Genomic DNA, 20,020 nt, shown 5'->3' with positions numbered 1-20,020 from the left:
TTTACATCATACAAATAAAATAATGCAGGAAACCAAGATCCTATGGGCCGATGATGAGATCAACTTATTAAAACCACATATACTTTTACTTAATGAAAAAGGTTATCATGTAACCACCTTTACCAATGGAAATGATGCTTTGGCCGCTTTTGAAAAAGAATTCTTCGACCTTGTCTTTCTGGATGAGAATATGCCTGGAATGAGCGGATTGGAAACGCTTACTGCAATTAAAAACATCCGAAACGATGTCCCTGTGGTTCTGATCACTAAAAGTGAAGAAGAAAACCTGATGGAAGATGCGATCGGATCTAAGATAGATGATTACTTGATCAAGCCTGTAAACCCCAAGCAGGTTCTGTTAACGATTAAGAAGATTATTGACAACAAGCGTCTGGTGAACGAGAGGACGTCAATGGCATACCAACAAGACTTTAGAAGACTGGGAATGAGTTTGAACGACAAACTCAGCTATGAAGAGTGGATAGAAATATATAAAAAGCTTGTTTTTTGGGAACTTGAGCTTGAAAAACTAGACGACCCTCAAATGCATGAGATCTTAACCATGCAGAAACAGGAAGCGAATACTCAATTCTCTAAATTTATAGAGGACAACTATCTTGGCTGGGTAAATGGAAAAGAAAAGGCGCCTCTGTTATCCAACGAATTGTTGAAGAAAAAGGTTTTCCCGCTAATCAACAGCACAACACCTGTATTCTTTATATTAATAGATAACCTGCGGTATGACCAATGGAAAATCATCAACCCACTGATCACTGAATATTTTAAGCTGGACGAAGAAGATATTTATTCGAGTATTCTTCCGACTGCGACACAATATGCCAGAAACTCTATCTTTTCGGGACTTATGCCATTGGAAATGGAGAAAAGATTTCCGTCACTTTGGCAGAATGACGACGATGAGGGCGGCAAAAACATGCATGAAGAAGCTTTTCTAGCGGATCAGATTAAGAGAAGTGTACGTAAAGATTGCAAGTTTAGCTACCATAAGATTCTTACTTATGATGACGGTAAGGCACTAAATGAGCAGCTAAATAATCTTTTGCAGAATGAGTTCAATGCAATCGTCTATAATTTTGTTGACATGCTTTCGCACGCCAGGACAGAGATGCAAATGATTCGCGAGCTGGCAAATGACGATGCGGCTTATCGCTCACTGACCCTATCATGGTTTGAGCATTCGCCGCTTATGGAATTACTGAAAAAGATCTCGCAAAAAAAAGTGAAGGTTGTGATTACAACAGATCATGGAACTATCAGGGTAAAACATCCGAGTAAAGTGATTGGAGATAGAAGTACGAATACGAATTTGCGATACAAACAAGGTAGAAATCTTAACTTCAATGCAAAAGAGGTTTTCTTGATAAAGAATCCTCATGAGGCTCAGCTACCTAAGATCAATATCAGTTCAAACTACATCTTCGCAAAAGAAGATAAGTACTTTGTATACCAGAACAACTACAATCAGTTTGTCAATTATTATAATGAAACCTTCCAACACGGTGGTATTTCTCTAGAAGAGATGATCATTCCAATAGCAACATACAGCAGTAAATAAGATGAATATTACCTTGAATAGCCTCCTTGATCTTGAGGAGGCTGCCCAAAAGCTTTTAGACTTCAGTAAGCAGAATAAAATGTTCGTTTTTTATGGCGACATGGGGGCCGGAAAAACTACATTTATCAAGACAATCTGCGCTAAACTAGGAGTCAATGATATGGTTTCAAGTCCTACTTTTTCAATTGTTAATGAGTATGAGGGAAAGGGGAAGACCATTTACCATTTCGACTTTTACCGTATAAAATCTATTCAGGAAGCGTTTGATATCGGCTATGAAGAGTATTTTTACTCTGGAAATATCTGCTTGATAGAGTGGCCTGAGAAGATTCAGGAACTCCTACCTGAACACTATGTTAAAGTTGAGATTAGCACGATCGACGCTAGTAGGAGATTAATATCAATTAGCCATGAATAAGTGTGACTTGGTCACATTCAGTTATTTTACGTAATTTAAGACCAAAATTTACTCTAAGAAATGGCTACAGGATTACGCGAAGGAATGGCTCAGATTGCACAAAAAGGCTTACTGCAACCCAAAGAAACTTTGTCGGAAATAAATAAAAAAAGCAACAGCTTGTGTATTGGGATTCCTAAAGAAATCTCTTTTCAGGAGAACCGCATCGCACTCACTCCGCTATCGGTTGCATTACTTGTGAACAATGGCCATAAAGTAATCATCGAATCTGGCGCTGGAAATGGGGCGAATTTTTCAGACAAGGACTACAGTGAGCAGGGGGCACAGATTTCGTTTGATAAAAAGGAAATTTTTGCTTCAGATGTATTGGTAAAGATTGCGCCTCCAATGCTGGAAGAAATTGCTTTAATGCACAAAGGACAAACGCTAATCTCCGCTTTACAAATGGGTGGCTTGAAGGAAGCCGGTCTGAAAGCCCTGATGAATAAAAAAATCAATGCGCTCTGCTTTGAGAACCTTCGAGATGAAGGGAATGTATTGAGTGTAGTTAGGGCTATGAGCGAGATCGTTGGCGCAACCTCCATATTCATTGCTGCAGAATATCTAAGCAGCGTTACTGGAGGAAAAGGCTTAATGCTTGGTGGATTTACCGGTGTCCCTCCTACTGAAATTGTAATTCTTGGAGCAGGCACGGTGGGTGAATATGCTGCCCGGACGGCACTTTCGCTTGGAGCTGAAGTGAAGGTATTTGACAGCTCAATTTACAGATTAAGACGTCTACAAAATAACCTCGGGAGCAGGGTGTTCACTTCTGTGATGCAGCCTATAGTACTAGAAAAAGCAATTACTACTTGTGATGTTGTGATTGGTGCGATTCGAGCGTCACACGGACGAAGTCCTTGCCTTGTAATGGAAGAAACGGTTGCGCGGATGAAGCCCGACTCAGTTGTGATTGATGTGAGTATAGATCAGGGAGGTTGTTTCGAGACCTCTGAAGTAACAAATCACGAAGATCCCATTTTCAGAAAACACGACGTGATCCACTATTGCGTGCCAAATATAGCATCAAGAGTTCCGAGAACTGCTTCTTATGCGTTGACCAACATCTTTACGCCAATACTAGTTGATATAGGTGATATGGGCGGCTTAATGGGTGTTGTATGGAGCAAGGCAGGGATCAGAGATGCGCTTTACATCTATCAGGGTCACTTGACCAACAAGGATCTGGCAAACAGATTTAATATCCCGTACAAGGATATTGAACTGCTGGTGGTTTCTAATCAATAGGTACTAGCTAGTAATTTTCGTGGATATAGGTCATGATCCTTACCATTTCCTTTCTTACGTCTACAGTTGGTACCACGAAATTGTTGTTGAGAAAAGAGAATAAGAAGGTCTTACCTTTTTTCGTGACCACATATCCGCTTTGATTGTGAACATTTGTCAGGGAACCTGTTTTTCCAAATACAAAAGGTTGGCTTGTTTTAGGATAGGCATTTTTTAGTGTGCCAGACATCCCTCCTGCAGGCAGCATGTTGAATAATCTTTTTGGATCATTAACCTCTTTATAGATCAGATCAAGCAGCTTGATCATGGTTCTTGGTGTTACCAAATTATATCTCGAAAGGCCAGATCCATCAGCCCAAATAAACTTGTCTGGCAAAGCTGAAAGGTATTCTTTTTGGATATAGGCTATAGCTTTTTCGCTACTGAGATCTTGCCCCAGCTTATCCGAATAAACTAAGAGCAATTGCTCTGCAATGAAGTTATCGCTTGGTAGCATCATCTCCTTAAGCACTGAATCAGACTTGATGCCATACACTGTTTTTGCGTAAGCAGGCATTGACATTTGAATACTTTCGACTGCTTTACCCAAGGTATCAGACAAAATTTGAAGCGTCGTATTTACGCTAACTTTAAAAGGCACCTTCTGATTGTAATTATCCGCAGGTAGTAGGCTTGGGTGCGTGAACTTATTCTCAATAAAACTTCTTGTGATGCGAAATGTAGTCGCTTTTGAGTTCGAGTCTGCGATTGTGTGCTGCACGAATACTTTGGGGTTAATTACTAATGATCCATTTTTGACTTCATAATCTACAAGGTTATCCATCAGCGGGAGTTCGTCTATTTCAGCCTGATAATAGTCGTTGTAATCATCCCAAGCCCAGCCCTTGCCGTAAAAGCTTCCTGAATATCTGCCGGGTGCAAAAAAAAGCTTCTTACCAGAGGCCTTCAAAAAATTATATGCTTGGGTATTCTTCAATTGCGATTGAAGATTAGAAGGGTCACCCGTTCCCCAAAAGATCAGGGAATCTCCCTTTTCGATGTACCTGAGAGAGGGTATAGACTCTGGAAGCATCTTCAAGCCTGCATAAAAGGTGAATAGTTTGGTATTTGAAGCCGGGGTAAAGTATTTGTCTGCGTCTTGCTGATACACCATAGCTTCTTTCGACATATCGTAAAGAGCGAAGCCTGCGTGATACTTTTTGAGTATTTCAGAGCGCTCAAATACCTTTGACACCTTACGGGCCATTTGTTTCTCTAGAGAACAGGATGTTAGGAGTAAAGAACAGACACCGCCGAGTACGGCTATACCACCGAAAATATTTTTTACCATAAAAAACTATTTATACTTGTCACCAATTTATTAAATTAGTTCAATGAAACCGCTTCAGGACATTAGGAAGTTACAATTTATTATGAGTTTAAGCACCATTATAGCGATTTTCATTGCGTCAAGTCCTGCTTGGGGTCAAGAGTTTCTTTTTAAAGGTTCCAGAAAGAAAAACAGCATAAGCTTTACGCTAGTCAAAAACCTAATTGTCGTTCCAATTTATCTAAACAATACCGGCCCTTTTAATTTTATATTAGACACCGGGGTTTCACCTCTGATCGTAACTGATGCTTCAATCACAGATTCGCTTGGGCTTAAATATTTAAAGCCTGCAAAAATTAGTGGCTTAGGAAAAGGGCCAGATATTGATGCGCTGATCACTACTGAAATGTCGGTGGCTATTGGTAAGGCTAAAATTCAGCATATTCCAGCAGCGATTCTCAAAAAAGACTTTCTCGGCCTCTCGAATTATCTAGGGATTAAAATTCATGGCCTTCTGGGGTATTATTTTTTCAATAGCTTTATTGTAAGTATCAATTATTCGTCTCAAGTATTGCGATTTAGTTTGCCTGATCCTAAGATGAAGTTTAAGGGTGAGCAAATTCCCTTTAAACTTATATTTAACAAACCCTACATTAATGTGAGATTAGAGGTTACGGGGTCAGGGGTAAATGACACACAAGTTTTGGTTGACAATGGTGCAGGACATGCAATTTCTCTAGAACGTTGGAAAGGCAAGGCATTTCCGCTCCCGAAGAAGGTAATTGATGCGAATTTAGGGAATGGTTTAAGTGGTTCAATAAGCGGTAAAATTGGACGGTTGACTACGCTAGCCATCGGTAGTTTTACATTTGAAGAAGCAATTGCCTCGTTCCCGATTTACGATGACGCAGCAGCGAAGGCATTACTTCTAAACCGAAACGGGAGCTTAGGGGCAGATCTTTTAAGCAGGTTTAATACGACTTTTGATTACAAAAATGGCAATTTGTATCTACTCAAAAACGTTAATTTTAAACGCCCTTTCGATCATGACATGTCAGGACTGGAGATATATGTCAAAGAGGCTAACAATAAGCGGTTTTTTGTGGCACGAATAGAACCAAAATCTCCTGGGGAAGAGTCTGGCGTAGAAGAGAATGATGAAATATTAGCAATTAACTTTTCTTCTACTGAACGAATGGACCTGAATGAAATAACAAGAATGTTCAGGTCTGGAGATGGTAAAAGCATGCTACTTACATTGAATAGAAAGGGTGAGCTGCTCTTCAAATACATGAGATTGAAACGCCGCATATAAATATTTAGTTTTATCTTTCGGGTATGTTTCGAAACATCCTTTTGTTACTGATTTTTCTTGGAGTCTTTCAGCACGGGTATGCTCAGGACCTTGACTCGATCACATTTGTAAAAACTAAATGGACAAAAAAAGCTATAAAAGCAAATTCCAAGCTAATCACTCATCATTTTAATGATCAGAACCTTTTTGGATCTAACCAAAACATCAGCTATATCGAAGTTAAGAATAAAAAAAGGTCCGCTGTATTCGTAATTGGGCAGGAACTAAAGATCCTTAAGCCAACAAGCGCATTCGGGCTGGAAAGTAACGCTTTAGCTGCGATTAATGGAACCTTCTTTGATGTGAAAAATGGCGGTTCGGTTGATCTCATTAAAGTAGATGGGTCAGTTGTTACACAAAATAGACTGGGACAGGGAGGAAATCGATCTGCGCATCAACAAGCTGCTATTTTAATTACAGATGGTAAATTAAACATCAAAAAATGGGATGGTTCCACAGATTGGGAAGTCAAAGAAAGGGCGGATAATATGATGGTTACCGGGCCGTTAATGTCCATAAATAATATGGAAACTTTCTTAGATTCAGGTTCGTTTAGTGTAACCCGGCATCCTAGAACGGCAGTTGGATTAAAGCCCGGGGGAAGAGTCATTTTACTCACTGTTGATGGAAGAAATGATAATTCGTCCGGAATGAGCTTGTTTGAGCTCCGGAAGATAATGAGATGGCTGGGATGTACATCATCTATTAACCTTGACGGAGGCGGCTCATCTACGCTTTGGGTAGCTGGAGAAGGGGAAAATGGGGTAGTCAATTATCCTACCGATAATAAAAAGTGGGACCATACCGGTGAGCGAAATGTAGCCAATACAATTCTTTTAAAGACCAAGCGCTAATAGGCGCAATACTAAAAATAGCATGAATAAAAAGATAATGTTCTCCGTATTAAGCTTAGCCATTTCGCTAGTTAGCTGTGGGGAAGATCCTCATAAACTTAGAGAAAAGAAGATTGGGAAAAAGCTTGATTTCAGCACTATTGTTGGAATCAAATATTATGAGGTTAAAAGACGTTTCAGTACCGGTTTATCTTTTAATGAAATGGGATTCCAACAGGAACCGACGTGGATTATTGAATTCAAATCTAATGATACCGTTTCCGCCTGGAGTCCACAGAAACAAAGGATGCAACCGTTCTATTTACTTTTTGATCATGGTAACGTTTATAATTTTGCTAAAGAATACTTTAGAATTAAGAAAATTAGTAAAGATAGTCTCTTATTTCAACGTCTGCATTTGAAAGGAAAAGAAATATCAAGTGATATCAGATCAGACGTTAACATAGTTTATTATAGCGAAGACTATATAAAAAATACGCTTAAAACTACTGCCCAAGAACTACAGAAGCCAACTGCTGCGGATACCGCTTATATTGAAAGTTTAATTACAAAATCGAATCAAAACCCTACAAATGCTAAGACTGCCTTTGCTGGTCGGCAGCCGGTAATTTTTACACCTACGAGCTTGATTGTTCAGGTAAAGAAGATTTCTACGGTCAATACGCTAATGGGTAGAACGGAATCTTATGACTATTTATTTCCGAAATATAGGATTGAGATCTCAAGAGCGTATCAGGATTTTGCCTATGAGTTGTCTGCTGTTGTAGATGACAATGGCAGGATTCACATGACCAAGCTATACTTCGTTCAGCCTGAATTTTTGGAGTCTAAAGCCAAAGCTGTTCAGGGAATCCTTGATATATACGTTCGGAACCTTTTTAAAGTGACTGCTGGTAGCACACTAAGTAAGGCTCACTCCAGCGAAATTAAGATAATTCTGATAGGTAAAAAGTAACAAAAACCTGCGGTTTCTACTTCTATTTACCAAAAAATGAAGCGTTTGTATTTTAATTAAAAATTATCTGTACATTGCACACTTAATTTTATAATAAATAATACAATGCAAGAAGGAACAGTAAAATTTTTTAATGTAACTAAAGGTTTCGGATTCATTATCCCTGCAAACGGAGATAGCGAAATCTTTGTACATTCAACAGGCCTTATCGATGAAATTCGTGAAAACGATAAAGTTGAGTACGAAGTTGAAAGCGGCAAAAAAGGGTTGAATGCGATTAATGTTAAAGTAATCTAGATTATTAAAAACATAATTGTGCAGAGGATGACTTAATAGTCATCCTCTTTTTTTTGCCTTAAAGTCATTAGAATATTTTCTAATTTAGTATCTATTCCCTTCGCTTATGAGTAGCAACTACGATCTTCTGGTTTTTAAAATAAATGAGTTTACTCAAAAGTTTTATTTGAACAGGTTGCTCAGGGGAATTATCTACACATTGTCATGCCTCCTGGGCTTATTTTTGATTCTTTTTTTGTTCACATATTATTCTAACCCCGCAATTGCAGTTAAGACGATCTTGTTCTTCAGCTATGTCTTAGTTTCAGTACTGCTTATGTATTTCTGGGTGATCATCCCGGGGCTCTCCTATCTAAGTTTGGGCAAACAGTTATCGTTGGATGAGGCTGCAAAACTTATTGGAAATCACTTTTTCAGTATTAGAGATAAGTTACTAAACACACTACAATTGAAGGAATTAGCCGATAGGAGTCCCGAGAACAGCATGCTAATCTTCGCTAGTATTGATCAGAAGATCACAGAACTGAAGCCTATTGCATTCACCCAAGCGGTTCATCTGTCCGAGAATAAGAAATATATTAAGTATTTCTTATTGCCTTTTTCTATGATCATACTGATCTGGATCATTGCTCCCGCCGTGCTGAAAGAAGGTACAAACCGTTTTGTACAATATGACAAGGAAATACGTCCGATAGCCCCCTTCAAATTCAACATTACGAGTAAAACCTTAACGTTTACACAGGGTGATGACGCAGTTATATCTTTAAAGATCAGCGGTAACGAAATCCCTCAAGACGTATATCTATCTGACGGCTTGAACACTTATAAATTGGAGAAAATTGGCAAAACTAATTTCAAATATACGTTCAGGAATATTCAAAAAGGCAAACAAATACAGTTCTCTGCGGGCGGTTTCAATTCAGAAACTTATGTACTCGTTGTGAATCTGCGCCCAGCTATTTTGAGCATGGTGGCCAATTTAACCTATCCATCTTACCTTCGAAAAGCACCTGAGGAGATTCAAAATGCCGGCGATATGCTAATACCAGAGGGAACGCTGGTGAAATGGAACATCAGAGCAGAAAATAGCTCTTTCGTAACTTTTAGTATTGGTGAAGAAAAACATGAGCTTTCTGACCGTCAAAGTAATTTCATATTTAGTAAGAAAATCGACGAAAATGTCTCTTATCAGGTTAATCCCAAGAATGCTTACGTAAACAGCAAAGACTCTCTTTTGCATCAGATCACCGTGATAAAAGATCAGTTCCCAGGAATATCCGTGGTAGAATCTCCGGATTCTGTTTCTAGCAAAGCTTTATATTTCTCAGGAAATGTTTCTGACGATCATGGATTTAGTGCTTTGACTTTTGTTGTTAACATCAAAGAAAGCGGCGTCACGAAAATCTTTCTTAAAAAGCCGATTCCATTGAAAGAAAACGCACTACAGGCTTCCTTTTTCTATAGCTGGAACATAGCAAATGATCCGTTAAAGGGTGGTCAGTCTATTGAGTACTTTTTTGAAGTAGCAGATAATGACGGCGTGAACGGTGCCAAGAAAACCAGATCTGAACTAAAATCCTTCACGCCTCCGACTCCACAACAGATTACAGAAAAGATAAATACAGGGAGCGCTAATTTGAAGCAGGAGATGGAAAATGCGATAAGGCTGGCTTTTGAAGTTGAAAAGGAGAGTAAAAAATTAGGAGCCGCTTTACTTGATAAAAAACAGCTTTCTTTTGAAGACAAAAAACAAGTTGAACAACTTTTAGAAAAGCAAAAACAGCTGGAAGCGAAGCTTGTAGAAATCAAAAAGCAAAAGCAAAAGAACACTGTCGAAAAGGAAGAAAATAACATCCTTAAAGATGAGTTAGCTGAAAAGCAAAAGCAAATTGACGATCTTTTTAACAATGTTTTGGATGATAAAACCAAGTCCTTGCTTAAAAAGCTCCAACAGATGACGGATGAAAATAATAAAGATCAGGCTCAAAATGAGCTGTCCAAAATTCAGATGGACAATAAATCTTTAAAAAATGAGCTTGATAGGATTCTTGAGCTTTACAAGCAACTCGAGTTCGAACAAAACCTTCAGAATAATATCGACCAACTAAAGGATTTAGCAAAAGAACAGAAAGAACTCACGCAACAAAGTAAGTCCAAGGACACAAAGGCTGAGGATCTTAAAGTCACTCAGGAAGAACTTAACCAAGACTTTAAAAATCTAAAAAAGGAGCTTGAAAGTATTGACGCAAAGAATCAGGAGCTTGAGCGCCCAAATGCCTTTAAAGTTCCCGACCAGGAAGCAAAGAGCATTGAGAACAAACAAAAGGAAAGCAAGGATGAATTAGATAAAGGCAATAAGAAAAATGCTGCTCAAAGTCAGGATCAGGCGGCTGAACAAATGCAACAAATGGCTAAAAAAATGGAGGAAATGCAGCAGGAGTCTTCAGCGACCGAAAGTAAAGCTAATGCCGGAGAATTGCGTCAGCTTCTTGAAAACTTGCTTAAAACCTCTTTTGACCAAGAAAAAGTGATGCTGGCTTTAAAAACGATGAATTCCAGTGACGCCTTATACACGTCCAATGTCCAGAAACAAAGGGTCATTAAGGACAATCTTAAAACCATTTCGGACAGCTTGTTTGCTTTAAGCAAAAGAGTACCTCAGATTGAGTCAGTAGTGAACGATGAGATGCAAAAAATCAATTTAAATGTAGATAAAAGCCTTGAAAATTTAGGCGAAAGGAATACTTCGAGCGCAAATCGGAACCAGCAATATGCAATGACTTCCATTAACAATCTGTCTTTGATGTTAAGTGAAGCATTGTCACAATTGCAAAACGCTCAGAAGAATCCCAAAGGCGGAGGTAAAAGTAAGGGGAGTATGAAGCAGCTTCAGCAAATGCAAGAGCAGTTAAATAAGAATATGCAGAATGCTCGACAGCAAATGCAAAAGAATGGAAACCAGGGAAAAGTACCAAAGGGCAAGATGAGTCTGGAATTTTCTATGATGGCCCAGCGACAGCAAATGATCAGGGAAGCAATGCAAAAAATAAACAGAGAAAAAAATAAAGACGGCAAAAACGGTATGGGCGACCTCAATAAAATGATTGAGGAAATGAAAAGTACAGAGAACGACCTAGTTAATAAAAGGATTGAAGAGCAAACTTTAGACCGTCAGAAAAAAATTCTTGATAAAATGCTTGACGCAGAAAAAGCAGAAAAGGAGGAAGACGAGGATGTGAAAAGAGAGTCAAAAGCGGCGAAGGAATTCCCGCCTTCTTATAAAAATATGTTAGAGAAATACAAAGCTCAGCAACAATCTGAGACAGAATGGCTTCAAAAGTTACCCCCGCAGATGAACTACTATTACAAGAACAAGATCAGGACCTATTTTAAATTGTTAAATTTGCCGAAATAACTTTTGATATGTCCTCTAACTCCATCCATTTTTTTTCAGAAGATGCGCCCTACGTTGTAAAACAAAAAAAAATTCTTAGGAACTGGCTACTCTCTGTTGTAGAAAATGAGCATTATGCGTTGGAAGAGCTAAATTTTATACTCTGTTCTGATGAATATTTATTGGGCTTAAATCAGCAATATCTTGATCATGATACTTATACTGATGTTATCACATTTGATAACTCGGAATTGACAAAAACTGTTGCAGGTGATATATTCATAAGTATACATCGCGTCAAAGAAAATGCTATCATCCAAAAAGTTAAAGTTACAGAAGAGCTAACTAGAATCATGGTTCATGGAACCCTACATTTACTAGGCTACAAGGACAAAACAAAGGCCGACAAACTAAAAATGACGTTCAAAGAGGACGATTACCTGCAACACCTTCGAGAGCGGCTTAATGCGCTTTAAATCTACCGGACTATTTGCTTCGCTCTGAAGGGTTAAGAGGTGTGCAAAGTCAAGGTTCATGCGATAAAGTATTTATTGTTTACTTTTGTGGTAATTCCTTATCTATAACATCGTTAAACAGAGACTTTGAGCACACTAATTGCAGCAGAAAACTTAGGCCACGCCTATCATGATGAATGGTTATTTAAAAATCTGACGCTGGGCATCCAGACTGGTCAGCGGGTAGCCCTTGTGGGAATCAATGGAGCTGGCAAGAGCACCCTTTTAAAGCTACTTGCAGAACGCTTCTCCCCTCTTGAAGGTAAAATCGTCAAAAATAAATTAATAAAAATTGGCTTCCTAGATCAAGAGCCGACCTTTACGGAAGGATACTCCATTAGCGATTTTATTTTTTCTTTAGACAACAAGCAGCAGCAGCTAATAAAAGAATACGAGGAACTTATAGAATATCCTAATCCAGACGAGAAAAAATTAAATCGTTTATACGAGGAACTCAGCGAACATAATGCATGGGAGTATGAGCATGAAATTAAGACTATCCTTAGCCGGATGGGAATCACGCATCTACAGCAAAAAATTTCGACCCTTTCCGGTGGTCAGAAAAAGAGATTAGCTCTGGCTAAATTATTAATAGAAGACCCGGACATTTATGTTTTAGACGAGCCTACAAATCATTTGGACATTGATACTATCGAGTGGCTTGAAAGTTTATTAACCACCGGAAATAAAACAATACTGTTGGTGACACATGATCGTTATTTCCTAGACAATGTATGTAATGCTATAGTCGAACTGGACAGGGGAAAGATGTATAACTATAATGGCAATTACGCATATTTTTTAGAAAAGAAATTTGAACGGGAAGCCGCTGATGAGAGCACATTTCAAAAAAACAAAAACTTACTCAAGAAAGAGTTGGAGTGGATGCGAAGGATGCCTCAAGCTAGAGGCACGAAGTCACAATCAAGAATAAATGCTTATTACGATCTCGACGAAAAGACTAAACAAAGATCTGATAATCAAACGATTAACCTAAACATGAAGATGGCGCGTCAGGGTGGTAAAATTCTTGAGTTAGATCACATTGGACAAACGTTCGGAGAGAAGAATATCATATCTGATTTTTCCTACACTTTTAAAAAAGCTGATAGAATTGGATTAGCGGGGAAAAACGGAACCGGTAAGTCAACTTTGCTTAACATTATCACAGGAAACTTGATTCCTGAAAGTGGAATTGTTGGGACAGGAGAAACGACTGTTTACGGTTATTATAAGCAAGGAGGATTGGCCTTCAACGAGAAGGAGCGGGTGATTGACATTGTCAAATCTGATGCTGAATATATAAAGATGGCGGATGGGTCGATGATTACCGCTTCTCAGCTTTTGACACTATTTTTGTTCCCCCCTAAAAAGCAACATGGTATGGTTGAAAAGCTGAGCGGCGGTGAGAAAAAACGTTTACACCTGATGAAAGTGCTTATGCAAAATCCCAATTTTCTAATTCTTGATGAGCCAACAAATGATCTTGATATTGACACTTTAAATGTATTGGAAGAATTCCTTGAAAACTTCCCTGGGGTATTGATCCTGGTTTCCCATGATCGTTATTTACTTGACAAGATGAGCGAGCAGTTATTCATTATGGAAGGAAAGGGAGTAGTAACCATTTACAATGGAAATTACTCTGAGCACAAAAATAGTTTGGAGGTTGCTAGAGAAAAGCCCCAAGCTAAGGAGACCAAATCAAATGAAAAGGAGAAGCCTGCAGTGAAAAAGCTGTCTTACAAAGAACAAAAAGAACTAGAAGATTCAGAACTAAAAATTAAGGGGTTTGAAATTCAAATTGAAACACTCGATAAGTCTTTATTACAAATAGATAGTAAGCAGTATCAAAAAATACAAGAGGTAAGTGAAGCTATTGACGAGTTAAAAAAGAAACTAGACGATGTGTCAAGTCGCTGGTTAGAATTATCGGAATTGACGTCTTAAATACGATGTTCCACGTGGAACGCTTTAGGGCTGTTTCACGTGGAACATAAAAATACATACTATGTTTAAAGAATATGATATTATAGTAGTTGGCGCTGGCCATGCTGGCTGTGAAGCCGCCGCGGCGGCGGCCAACCTTGGCTCTTCTGTGCTGCTTATTACGATGAATATGGAGACCATTGCCCAGATGAGCTGCAACCCAGCTATGGGTGGAGTGGCAAAAGGACAAATTGTGCGTGAAATAGACGCAATGGGTGGATATTCTGGTATAATTTCTGACAAAACCACGCTACAATTTAGGATGTTAAACCTTTCAAAAGGCCCAGCAATGTGGAGCCCTCGCGCTCAGAACGATAGAAAAAGATTCGCAGAAGAGTGGAGATTGGCGCTAGAACTTACACCTAATGTGGACTTCTGGCAGGATATGGTTAATAGTCTAATTATAAAAAATGGAGTTGTCCTTGGGGTAAAAACTTCGCTCGGTGTTGAAATAAAAGCGAAATCAGTGATCCTAACTAATGGAACTTTCTTAAACGGCTTAATACATATAGGCGAAAAGAAATTTGGGGGCGGGAGGACAGGAGAAAAGGCAGCTACCGGAATTACAGAACAACTTACTTTACTAGGATTTGAGGCAGGTAGAATGAAAACGGGAACACCACCTAGGGTTGACGGACGCTCACTCAATTACTCGTTGATGGAAGAACAATGGGGAGATGAGAATCCTGGAAAATTTTCATATACCAACGTCGATATTCCCAAAGAGAAAAGGTGCTGCTGGATAACTTACACAAATTCGAATGTTCACGAAACATTGAAAGAAGGGTTTGAGAAATCCCCAATGTTCACTGGCAGAATTAAAGGCTTGGGACCTCGTTATTGTCCTTCAATAGAAGATAAAATAAATCGATTTGCTGATAGGGAACGTCATCAGATATTTGTAGAGCCCGAAGGATGGAATACGTGCGAAATATATGTAAATGGTTTCTCTACATCCCTTCCAGAAGATGTTCAATATAAAGCTTTGATCAAGATCCCAGGATTTGAAAATGCCAAAATGTTTAGACCTGGCTATGCGATAGAATACGATTACTTCCCACCTACACAACTGGCACTGACGTTGGAAACTAAGCTAATTGCGAATTTGTTTTTTGCAGGGCAGATTAATGGGACAACGGGCTATGAAGAAGCCGCTAGTCAAGGTTTTATTGCCGGGATTAATGCCCATCAAAAGGTTTATGAAAGGGAAGAGCTTGTCATGAAAAGGTCTGAGTCCTATATTGGCGTACTTATTGACGACTTAGTCACAAAAGGGACAGAAGAGCCCTATCGAATGTTTACCTCCAGAGCCGAACACCGACTTTTATTAAGACAAGATAATGCTGACATACGACTATCACCTATTGGCCACAGCTTGGGTTTAATTAGCGACGAGCGTTTGGAAAAGGTTAATAAAAAAATATCAAACTCTGACGCGATCGTTCAATTTACTAGAAAACAAGGAATTGAGATGGCAGTGGCAAATGGTTTATTGGAAACACTAGGTACTAGTCCTCTTAATCAAAATGTTAAAATCATTAATTTACTAAGTAGACCGCAGGTTGGCATTAACGATATCAAAACAGTTAGCGTTCCATTTAGGCAACTCCTGAAAGATTATGATCAAGAGACAATCGAGCAAGCTGAGATAAAGATTAAATACGAAAGCTACTTTGAAAAAGAACAGGAGATTGTTAACAAGATGCAGAAGATGGAGGACAAAGATATAAATCCCCATTTCGACTATGCACAATTGCTTTCCTTATCTAAAGAAGCTAGAGAAAAACTTCTAAAGATTAAGCCAAGAACCTTGGGGCAAGCTTCCAGAATTTCGGGTGTATCCCCTTCTGATATCTCAGTTCTAATGGTTCACCTCACTAAATAACACATAAGAGTCTGATTTACAAATCATTAATTAATGTTTTCGCAAGAAAAAAATGGGCTTATTTTAAGAGCGTCTAAGCACACAAAAAAACTTTCTTTGAGGATTATATTAGAATTACCACAAAACTCAATAAAACGCATCTAAATGAATAATCAATCCATCAGGCCTCGTTTGACATATGCACTAGTAATTACGTCAGTAATACTAATTATTTATGGATGTGCGAGCATTCAAACTCCACAAGGTGGGCCGAGAGACACCAAACCTCCAGAAATTGTCAGTATGACTCCAAAAAATTTAACTACAAATTTTATTGCAAAAAAAATACTCATCGAATTCAATGAGTATTTTAAAATTGAAAACGAGGTTAAGGAGTTTTCAATTTCTCCAGAACTGGGTGTCGCACCCACCCTAAAGGTGAAACAGAAACGACTGGAGATCACTTTCACAGATACACTAGAAAATAACACCACCTATACATTAAACTTTGGAAAATCTATTGCTGATATTAATGAGAGTAACGCAATTAAAAATCTAACGTATGTTTTTGCAACTGGTCCCGTTTTGGATTCCCTAAGTATTAAAGGGAGGGTTACCAATACAAAAACAGGGAAACCTGAACTAGATGCTATTGCATTTATATTACCTATAAATAGGGACACGCTATTGGGCAAAGGGAAGCCTGCTATCTATACCCGTACAGATAGTAATGGTAATTATGCGCTAAATAACCTAAGAAAAGATACATACAGGGTATATGCTTTAAAGGAATCAAATGGTGATAAAATATATCAGCAACCGACGGACGAAATTGGCTTCATTAAAGACTCCATCAATCTGACAAAAAATCTTGACAGCATAAACATTGCGCTCTTCAAAGAAGACGCCTTAACGTTCCGATTACTGAGTAGAAAGCTAGAAAAGGATGGATCACTATCATTTGCTTTTAATCAAAAACTTAAAAACCCAGAAGTAGTTGTTTTGGAACCTTCAAATTTAGACGTTAGCAAAAAGTTCAAGTTTAGTAAATATCATGATTCATTGCAAGTATGGCTGTCTGACCTGAGTTTCGATTCTACTAAGATTAGCATAAGGGATGATGGTAAGTTATTACAAACGACGACAATTACGAGGGGTAAAAAAGAAACATATACCCGCACCTTGACCGCGACAGGAAATCTTGAAGGCACCAACTTGAACCCAAATAAACCTTTAAGACTTACATTTAACTTTCCGGTAGACAGTGTATATACTAATAAAATAACCCTTTTAGAGGACTCCATCGCTGTTACAAATTTTACCATTAACAAAGACAGCGCAGACTTCCTGTCTTATTATCTACGGTATCCTTGGAAGGCCAAACGATCTTATGACATTAAATACGGCGCAGGAGCATTTACTGGCATTTTTACCACCAGAAATAAAGAATTTAAACAGAATTTCACGCTTGGAAGTAAAGAGGATTACGGCACTTTGATTGCAAAAATTATGGTTCCTGAAAAGAATAGAAGCTATATACTTGATGTATTAAATGAAAACAATGTTTCTATCAATAACATTATCTTAACACAGGATACAACGGTTACATTGAGAAACTATAGATCGGGCAAGTACTTCTTACGAATCACTTATGACAGTAATAAAAATGGCATTTGGGATACAGGAAATGTTTTTAAACGATTGCAGCCTGAACGAATATGGAATGAGCCGGTTGAGATGTCTATAAAGGCCAATTGGGATCGAAATGTTAATGTAAAAATTCCTAAGGAACAATAGTGTTTACTTAAACCAGTCAGCATACATTATATAATTGTCTGGAAGTTTATTCAATAAAGCCCTTTGCGCATCAGTAATAGGTTTCATTTTTTTTGCCGGTATCCCGGCATAAATAAACCCACTTTCACAAAGGGTATTTTCTAATACTACTGACCCAGCAGCTATAATCGTATAATCCTCTACAACTGCATTGTCCATAACAATAGCACCCATACCAATAAGAATGTGGTTCCTAACAATGCATCCATGAACTATCGCATTGTGGCCGATAGACACGCGATTACCTACAACAGTAGCAGCCTTAAGGTAGGTAGCATGGATTACAGCACCATCCTGAATATTAGTATCGTTACCGATGGTAATACTATTTACATCTCCGCGAATCACCGCATTAAACCATACTGAACAATTATCCCCCATCTCTACAGTCCCAACAATCGTTGCATTTGGGGCTATAAAACAATTTGTTCCCCACTTAGGAAGAATTCCTTTCACTGGTAAAATGATAGCCATATTAGAAAACTGTATCTTGTAAATTAACTTGATGACTTGGATAGTCAGTAGTATAATGTAATCCCCTACTCTCCTTTCTGGCCATTGCAGACTTGATAACAATGAAGGCTACTTGAATGATATTTCTAAGCTCACATAGCTTAACGGATACTTTATTCATCTTGTAGAATTCTTCAGTCTCTTGATGTAAAAGATAGAGACGGCGCATTGCACGTTCCAACCTAAAGTCGGATCGAACAATCCCTACATAATCACTCATCAACTTTTGCGTTTCTCTTAGATTATGTGTAACTAAAATATCTTCATTTGACTGGGTAACACCATGCGAATCCCATTCAGGAATGTCATCAGGAATAACGCTCTTCTTGAATGCTTCTATCACATCGAGGTAGATGCGATGTGCAAATACAGGAGCCTCAAGGAGTGAATTAGAAGCCAATCTATTTGCCCCATGGAGTCCTGTAGAAGAACACTCTCCGCAAGCATATAAATTCTTAATAGACGATCGTCCAAAATCGTCAACAAGAATACCTCCGCACATGTAATGTGCTGCAGGAGTAACAGGAATAAGATCCTTGGTCATATCAATACCAATGGATAAACATTTGGCATATATATTAGGAAAATGACTTAAGATATCCGTCTTTTTACGATTTCTGATGTCTAAATAGACGAAATCTTCTCCTGACTTTTTCATTTCTGAATCAATCGCCCTAGCTACAATATCCCTTGGTGCCAATGAACCTCTCTTATCATATTCATACATAAATTCTTCGCCATTCTTTCTTCTTAATACACCTCCAAAACCTCTTACAGCTTCCGAAATAAGAAAAGCCGGATACTCTCCAGGATGATACAAAGCTGTAGGATGGAATTGTATAAATTCCATATTTCTAACTTTCCCCTTAGCTCGATAAACCATTGCCATTCCATCACCTGTAGCAATAACAGGATTAGTTGTACTCGAATAGATATGTCCAGCGCCACCGGAAGCAAGGATAGTCACATTCGCTAATATCTTTTCAACATCGTTACGTTCTGTGTTAAAGGCATATATACCATAACAGCTAATATCTTGTGTACTCTTATTAACATGTATACCTCGATGATGTTGGGTAATCAGCTCCAAACAAAAGTAATGTGTTAATATCTCTATGTTAGCGCTCTCATGAATTTGTTTTAGGAGAACACTTTCAATTTCATAACCTGTCACATCTTTATAATGAAGGACACGGTTTTCAGAATGTCCGCCTTCCTTCGCCAAATCATACACTCCTCTCTGATTCTTATCGAAGTTTATACCATAGTCGATGATCTCTTGAATACGTTGAGGACCCTCAGTGACAACTATCTCAACTATTTTTTCATCGCACAATCCATCGCCCGCAATGAGTGTATCTTCAATATGTTTTTCGAAGGAATCACCCTTATCCACAACAACCGCTACTCCACCCTGGGCATATTTAGTGTTGGATTCATCTTCATTCGACTTTGTAACTATTAAAACCTTACCGAACTGTGCTGCCTTCAATGCAAAGCTTAAACCCGCAATACCTGATCCTATGACCAAAAAATCAACCTTTTTCATTAATTATTATAAGTGAAAACATAATGTTAACAACTATTAAATAAGTGTTAACTTAATGTCTAAATAAATAGAGCAATTAGTTTACAATGTTTAAAGCTACTCTAAAATGATAATCGAGCACAATATTTTAACTTATTTTTAAGCAACTTTGTATATGTTATTAACGTTTGACATACCTGTTAACAACAAACAAATATCTATTGATAAGTTTTTATATAAAATAATATCAGCTTGTAAATCAGCTAAAATTTCAATTTAAATAACATTTAAAATGTGAATAAAATAATAGTAAGTCATAATCTACTATCAA

At 38.2% G+C, this 20,020-nt stretch carries 15 protein-coding genes; 12 read left to right on the top strand and 3 right to left on the bottom strand.

The annotated features are described in order from the left end of the window. Positions 1 to 22 precede the first annotated feature (22 nt). From ACHFIZ_RS02880 to ACHFIZ_RS02870, 3 genes are read left to right on the top strand one after another with little or no spacing between them, the layout of a single operon-like run. Positions 23 to 1,576: a PglZ domain-containing protein gene (locus ACHFIZ_RS02880; protein WP_410882669.1), complete on the top strand. Its 1,554-nt coding sequence runs from the start codon at positions 23 to 25 to the stop codon at positions 1,574 to 1,576. Position 1,577: 1 nt separating this feature from the next. Continuing rightward, a complete protein-coding gene (gene tsaE / locus ACHFIZ_RS02875; protein WP_410882668.1) occupies positions 1,578 to 1,994 on the top strand; it encodes a tRNA (adenosine(37)-N6)-threonylcarbamoyltransferase complex ATPase subunit type 1 TsaE in 417 nt (138 codons plus the stop codon). Between the two features lie 60 nt (positions 1,995 to 2,054). After that, positions 2,055 to 3,281: an alanine dehydrogenase gene (locus ACHFIZ_RS02870; protein WP_410882666.1), complete on the top strand. Its 1,227-nt coding sequence runs from the start codon at positions 2,055 to 2,057 to the stop codon at positions 3,279 to 3,281. A 7-nt stretch (positions 3,282 to 3,288) separates the two neighbouring features. On the opposite strand, the gene ACHFIZ_RS02865 is transcribed toward ACHFIZ_RS02870, so the two are convergent. Beyond that, positions 3,289 to 4,611 carry a D-alanyl-D-alanine carboxypeptidase/D-alanyl-D-alanine-endopeptidase gene (locus ACHFIZ_RS02865; protein ID WP_410882664.1) on the bottom strand — a complete coding sequence of 441 codons (1,323 nt, stop codon included), beginning with the start codon at positions 4,609 to 4,611 and terminating at the stop codon, positions 3,289 to 3,291. 43 nt (positions 4,612 to 4,654) lie between these two features. Here ACHFIZ_RS02865 and ACHFIZ_RS02860 point away from each other — a divergent pair, with 43 nt between their 5' ends. The 9 genes from ACHFIZ_RS02860 (at position 4,655) to ACHFIZ_RS02820 (ending at position 17,609) form a co-directional block, all read left to right on the top strand. Then, entirely contained in the window at positions 4,655 to 5,905 is a 1,251-nt protein-coding gene (locus ACHFIZ_RS02860) for an aspartyl protease family protein (RefSeq protein ID WP_410882662.1), read from the top strand. 23 nt (positions 5,906 to 5,928) lie between these two features. Next, a complete protein-coding gene (locus ACHFIZ_RS02855; RefSeq protein WP_410882661.1) occupies positions 5,929 to 6,798 on the top strand; it encodes a phosphodiester glycosidase family protein in 870 nt (289 codons plus the stop codon). 22 nt (positions 6,799 to 6,820) lie between these two features. After that, complete coding sequence (locus ACHFIZ_RS02850) at positions 6,821 to 7,753, top strand: hypothetical protein (RefSeq protein ID WP_410882659.1); 933 nt, start codon at positions 6,821 to 6,823, stop codon at positions 7,751 to 7,753. A 105-nt stretch (positions 7,754 to 7,858) separates the two neighbouring features. Then, complete coding sequence (locus ACHFIZ_RS02845) at positions 7,859 to 8,050, top strand: cold-shock protein (RefSeq protein WP_410882657.1); 192 nt, start codon at positions 7,859 to 7,861, stop codon at positions 8,048 to 8,050. Positions 8,051 to 8,156: 106 nt separating this feature from the next. After that, positions 8,157 to 11,465 carry a hypothetical protein gene (locus ACHFIZ_RS02840; protein ID WP_410882655.1) on the top strand — a complete coding sequence of 1,103 codons (3,309 nt, stop codon included), beginning with the start codon at positions 8,157 to 8,159 and terminating at the stop codon, positions 11,463 to 11,465. Positions 11,466 to 11,473: 8 nt separating this feature from the next. Further along, positions 11,474 to 11,920 carry an rRNA maturation RNase YbeY gene (ybeY, locus tag ACHFIZ_RS02835; RefSeq protein WP_410882653.1) on the top strand — a complete coding sequence of 149 codons (447 nt, stop codon included), beginning with the start codon at positions 11,474 to 11,476 and terminating at the stop codon, positions 11,918 to 11,920. Positions 11,921 to 12,046: 126 nt separating this feature from the next. Further along, positions 12,047 to 13,909, top strand: a complete 1,863-nt coding sequence (locus ACHFIZ_RS02830) for an ABC-F family ATP-binding cassette domain-containing protein (RefSeq protein ID WP_410882652.1) — start codon at positions 12,047 to 12,049, stop codon at positions 13,907 to 13,909. Positions 13,910 to 13,970: 61 nt separating this feature from the next. After that, positions 13,971 to 15,833 (top strand): tRNA uridine-5-carboxymethylaminomethyl(34) synthesis enzyme MnmG, encoded by a 1,863-nt coding sequence (mnmG, locus tag ACHFIZ_RS02825; protein ID WP_410882650.1) that lies wholly within the window; start codon positions 13,971 to 13,973, stop codon positions 15,831 to 15,833. Positions 15,834 to 15,977: 144 nt separating this feature from the next. After that, positions 15,978 to 17,609: an Ig-like domain-containing protein gene (locus tag ACHFIZ_RS02820; protein WP_410882648.1), complete on the top strand. Its 1,632-nt coding sequence runs from the start codon at positions 15,978 to 15,980 to the stop codon at positions 17,607 to 17,609. Between the two features lie 3 nt (positions 17,610 to 17,612). Here the strand turns inward: ACHFIZ_RS02820 and ACHFIZ_RS02815 are convergent, their stop codons facing one another. Next, a complete protein-coding gene (locus ACHFIZ_RS02815; RefSeq protein WP_410882646.1) occupies positions 17,613 to 18,122 on the bottom strand; it encodes a gamma carbonic anhydrase family protein in 510 nt (169 codons plus the stop codon). Position 18,123: 1 nt separating this feature from the next. Continuing rightward, positions 18,124 to 19,710: an L-aspartate oxidase gene (nadB, locus tag ACHFIZ_RS02810; RefSeq protein WP_410882644.1), complete on the bottom strand. Its 1,587-nt coding sequence runs from the start codon at positions 19,708 to 19,710 to the stop codon at positions 18,124 to 18,126. Positions 19,711 to 20,020 lie beyond the last annotated feature (310 nt).

The sequence above is a fragment of the Pedobacter sp. JCM 36344 genome (assembly GCF_046546555.1).
Classification (GTDB): domain Bacteria; phylum Bacteroidota; class Bacteroidia; order Sphingobacteriales; family Sphingobacteriaceae; genus Pedobacter.
This window is presented reverse-complemented; position numbering and strand designations above follow the sequence as displayed.

Coding starts and splice junctions, on each gene's coding strand:
- ybeY (WP_410882653.1), top strand. CDS start 11,474: ATGTCCTCTAACTCCATCCATTTTTTTTCAGAAGATGCGCCCTACGTT.
- ACHFIZ_RS02820 (WP_410882648.1), top strand. CDS start 15,978: ATGAATAATCAATCCATCAGGCCTCGTTTGACATATGCACTAGTAATT.
- tsaE (WP_410882668.1), top strand. CDS start 1,578: ATGAATATTACCTTGAATAGCCTCCTTGATCTTGAGGAGGCTGCCCAA.
- ACHFIZ_RS02850 (WP_410882659.1), top strand. CDS start 6,821: ATGAATAAAAAGATAATGTTCTCCGTATTAAGCTTAGCCATTTCGCTA.
- ACHFIZ_RS02840 (WP_410882655.1), top strand. CDS start 8,157: ATGAGTAGCAACTACGATCTTCTGGTTTTTAAAATAAATGAGTTTACT.
- ACHFIZ_RS02870 (WP_410882666.1), top strand. CDS start 2,055: ATGGCTACAGGATTACGCGAAGGAATGGCTCAGATTGCACAAAAAGGC.
- ACHFIZ_RS02845 (WP_410882657.1), top strand. CDS start 7,859: ATGCAAGAAGGAACAGTAAAATTTTTTAATGTAACTAAAGGTTTCGGA.
- ACHFIZ_RS02855 (WP_410882661.1), top strand. CDS start 5,929: ATGTTTCGAAACATCCTTTTGTTACTGATTTTTCTTGGAGTCTTTCAG.
- ACHFIZ_RS02860 (WP_410882662.1), top strand. CDS start 4,655: ATGAAACCGCTTCAGGACATTAGGAAGTTACAATTTATTATGAGTTTA.
- nadB (WP_410882644.1), bottom strand. CDS start 19,710: ATGAAAAAGGTTGATTTTTTGGTCATAGGATCAGGTATTGCGGGTTTA.
- mnmG (WP_410882650.1), top strand. CDS start 13,971: ATGTTTAAAGAATATGATATTATAGTAGTTGGCGCTGGCCATGCTGGC.
- ACHFIZ_RS02815 (WP_410882646.1), bottom strand. CDS start 18,122: ATGGCTATCATTTTACCAGTGAAAGGAATTCTTCCTAAGTGGGGAACA.
- ACHFIZ_RS02865 (WP_410882664.1), bottom strand. CDS start 4,611: ATGGTAAAAAATATTTTCGGTGGTATAGCCGTACTCGGCGGTGTCTGT.
- ACHFIZ_RS02880 (WP_410882669.1), top strand. CDS start 23: ATGCAGGAAACCAAGATCCTATGGGCCGATGATGAGATCAACTTATTA.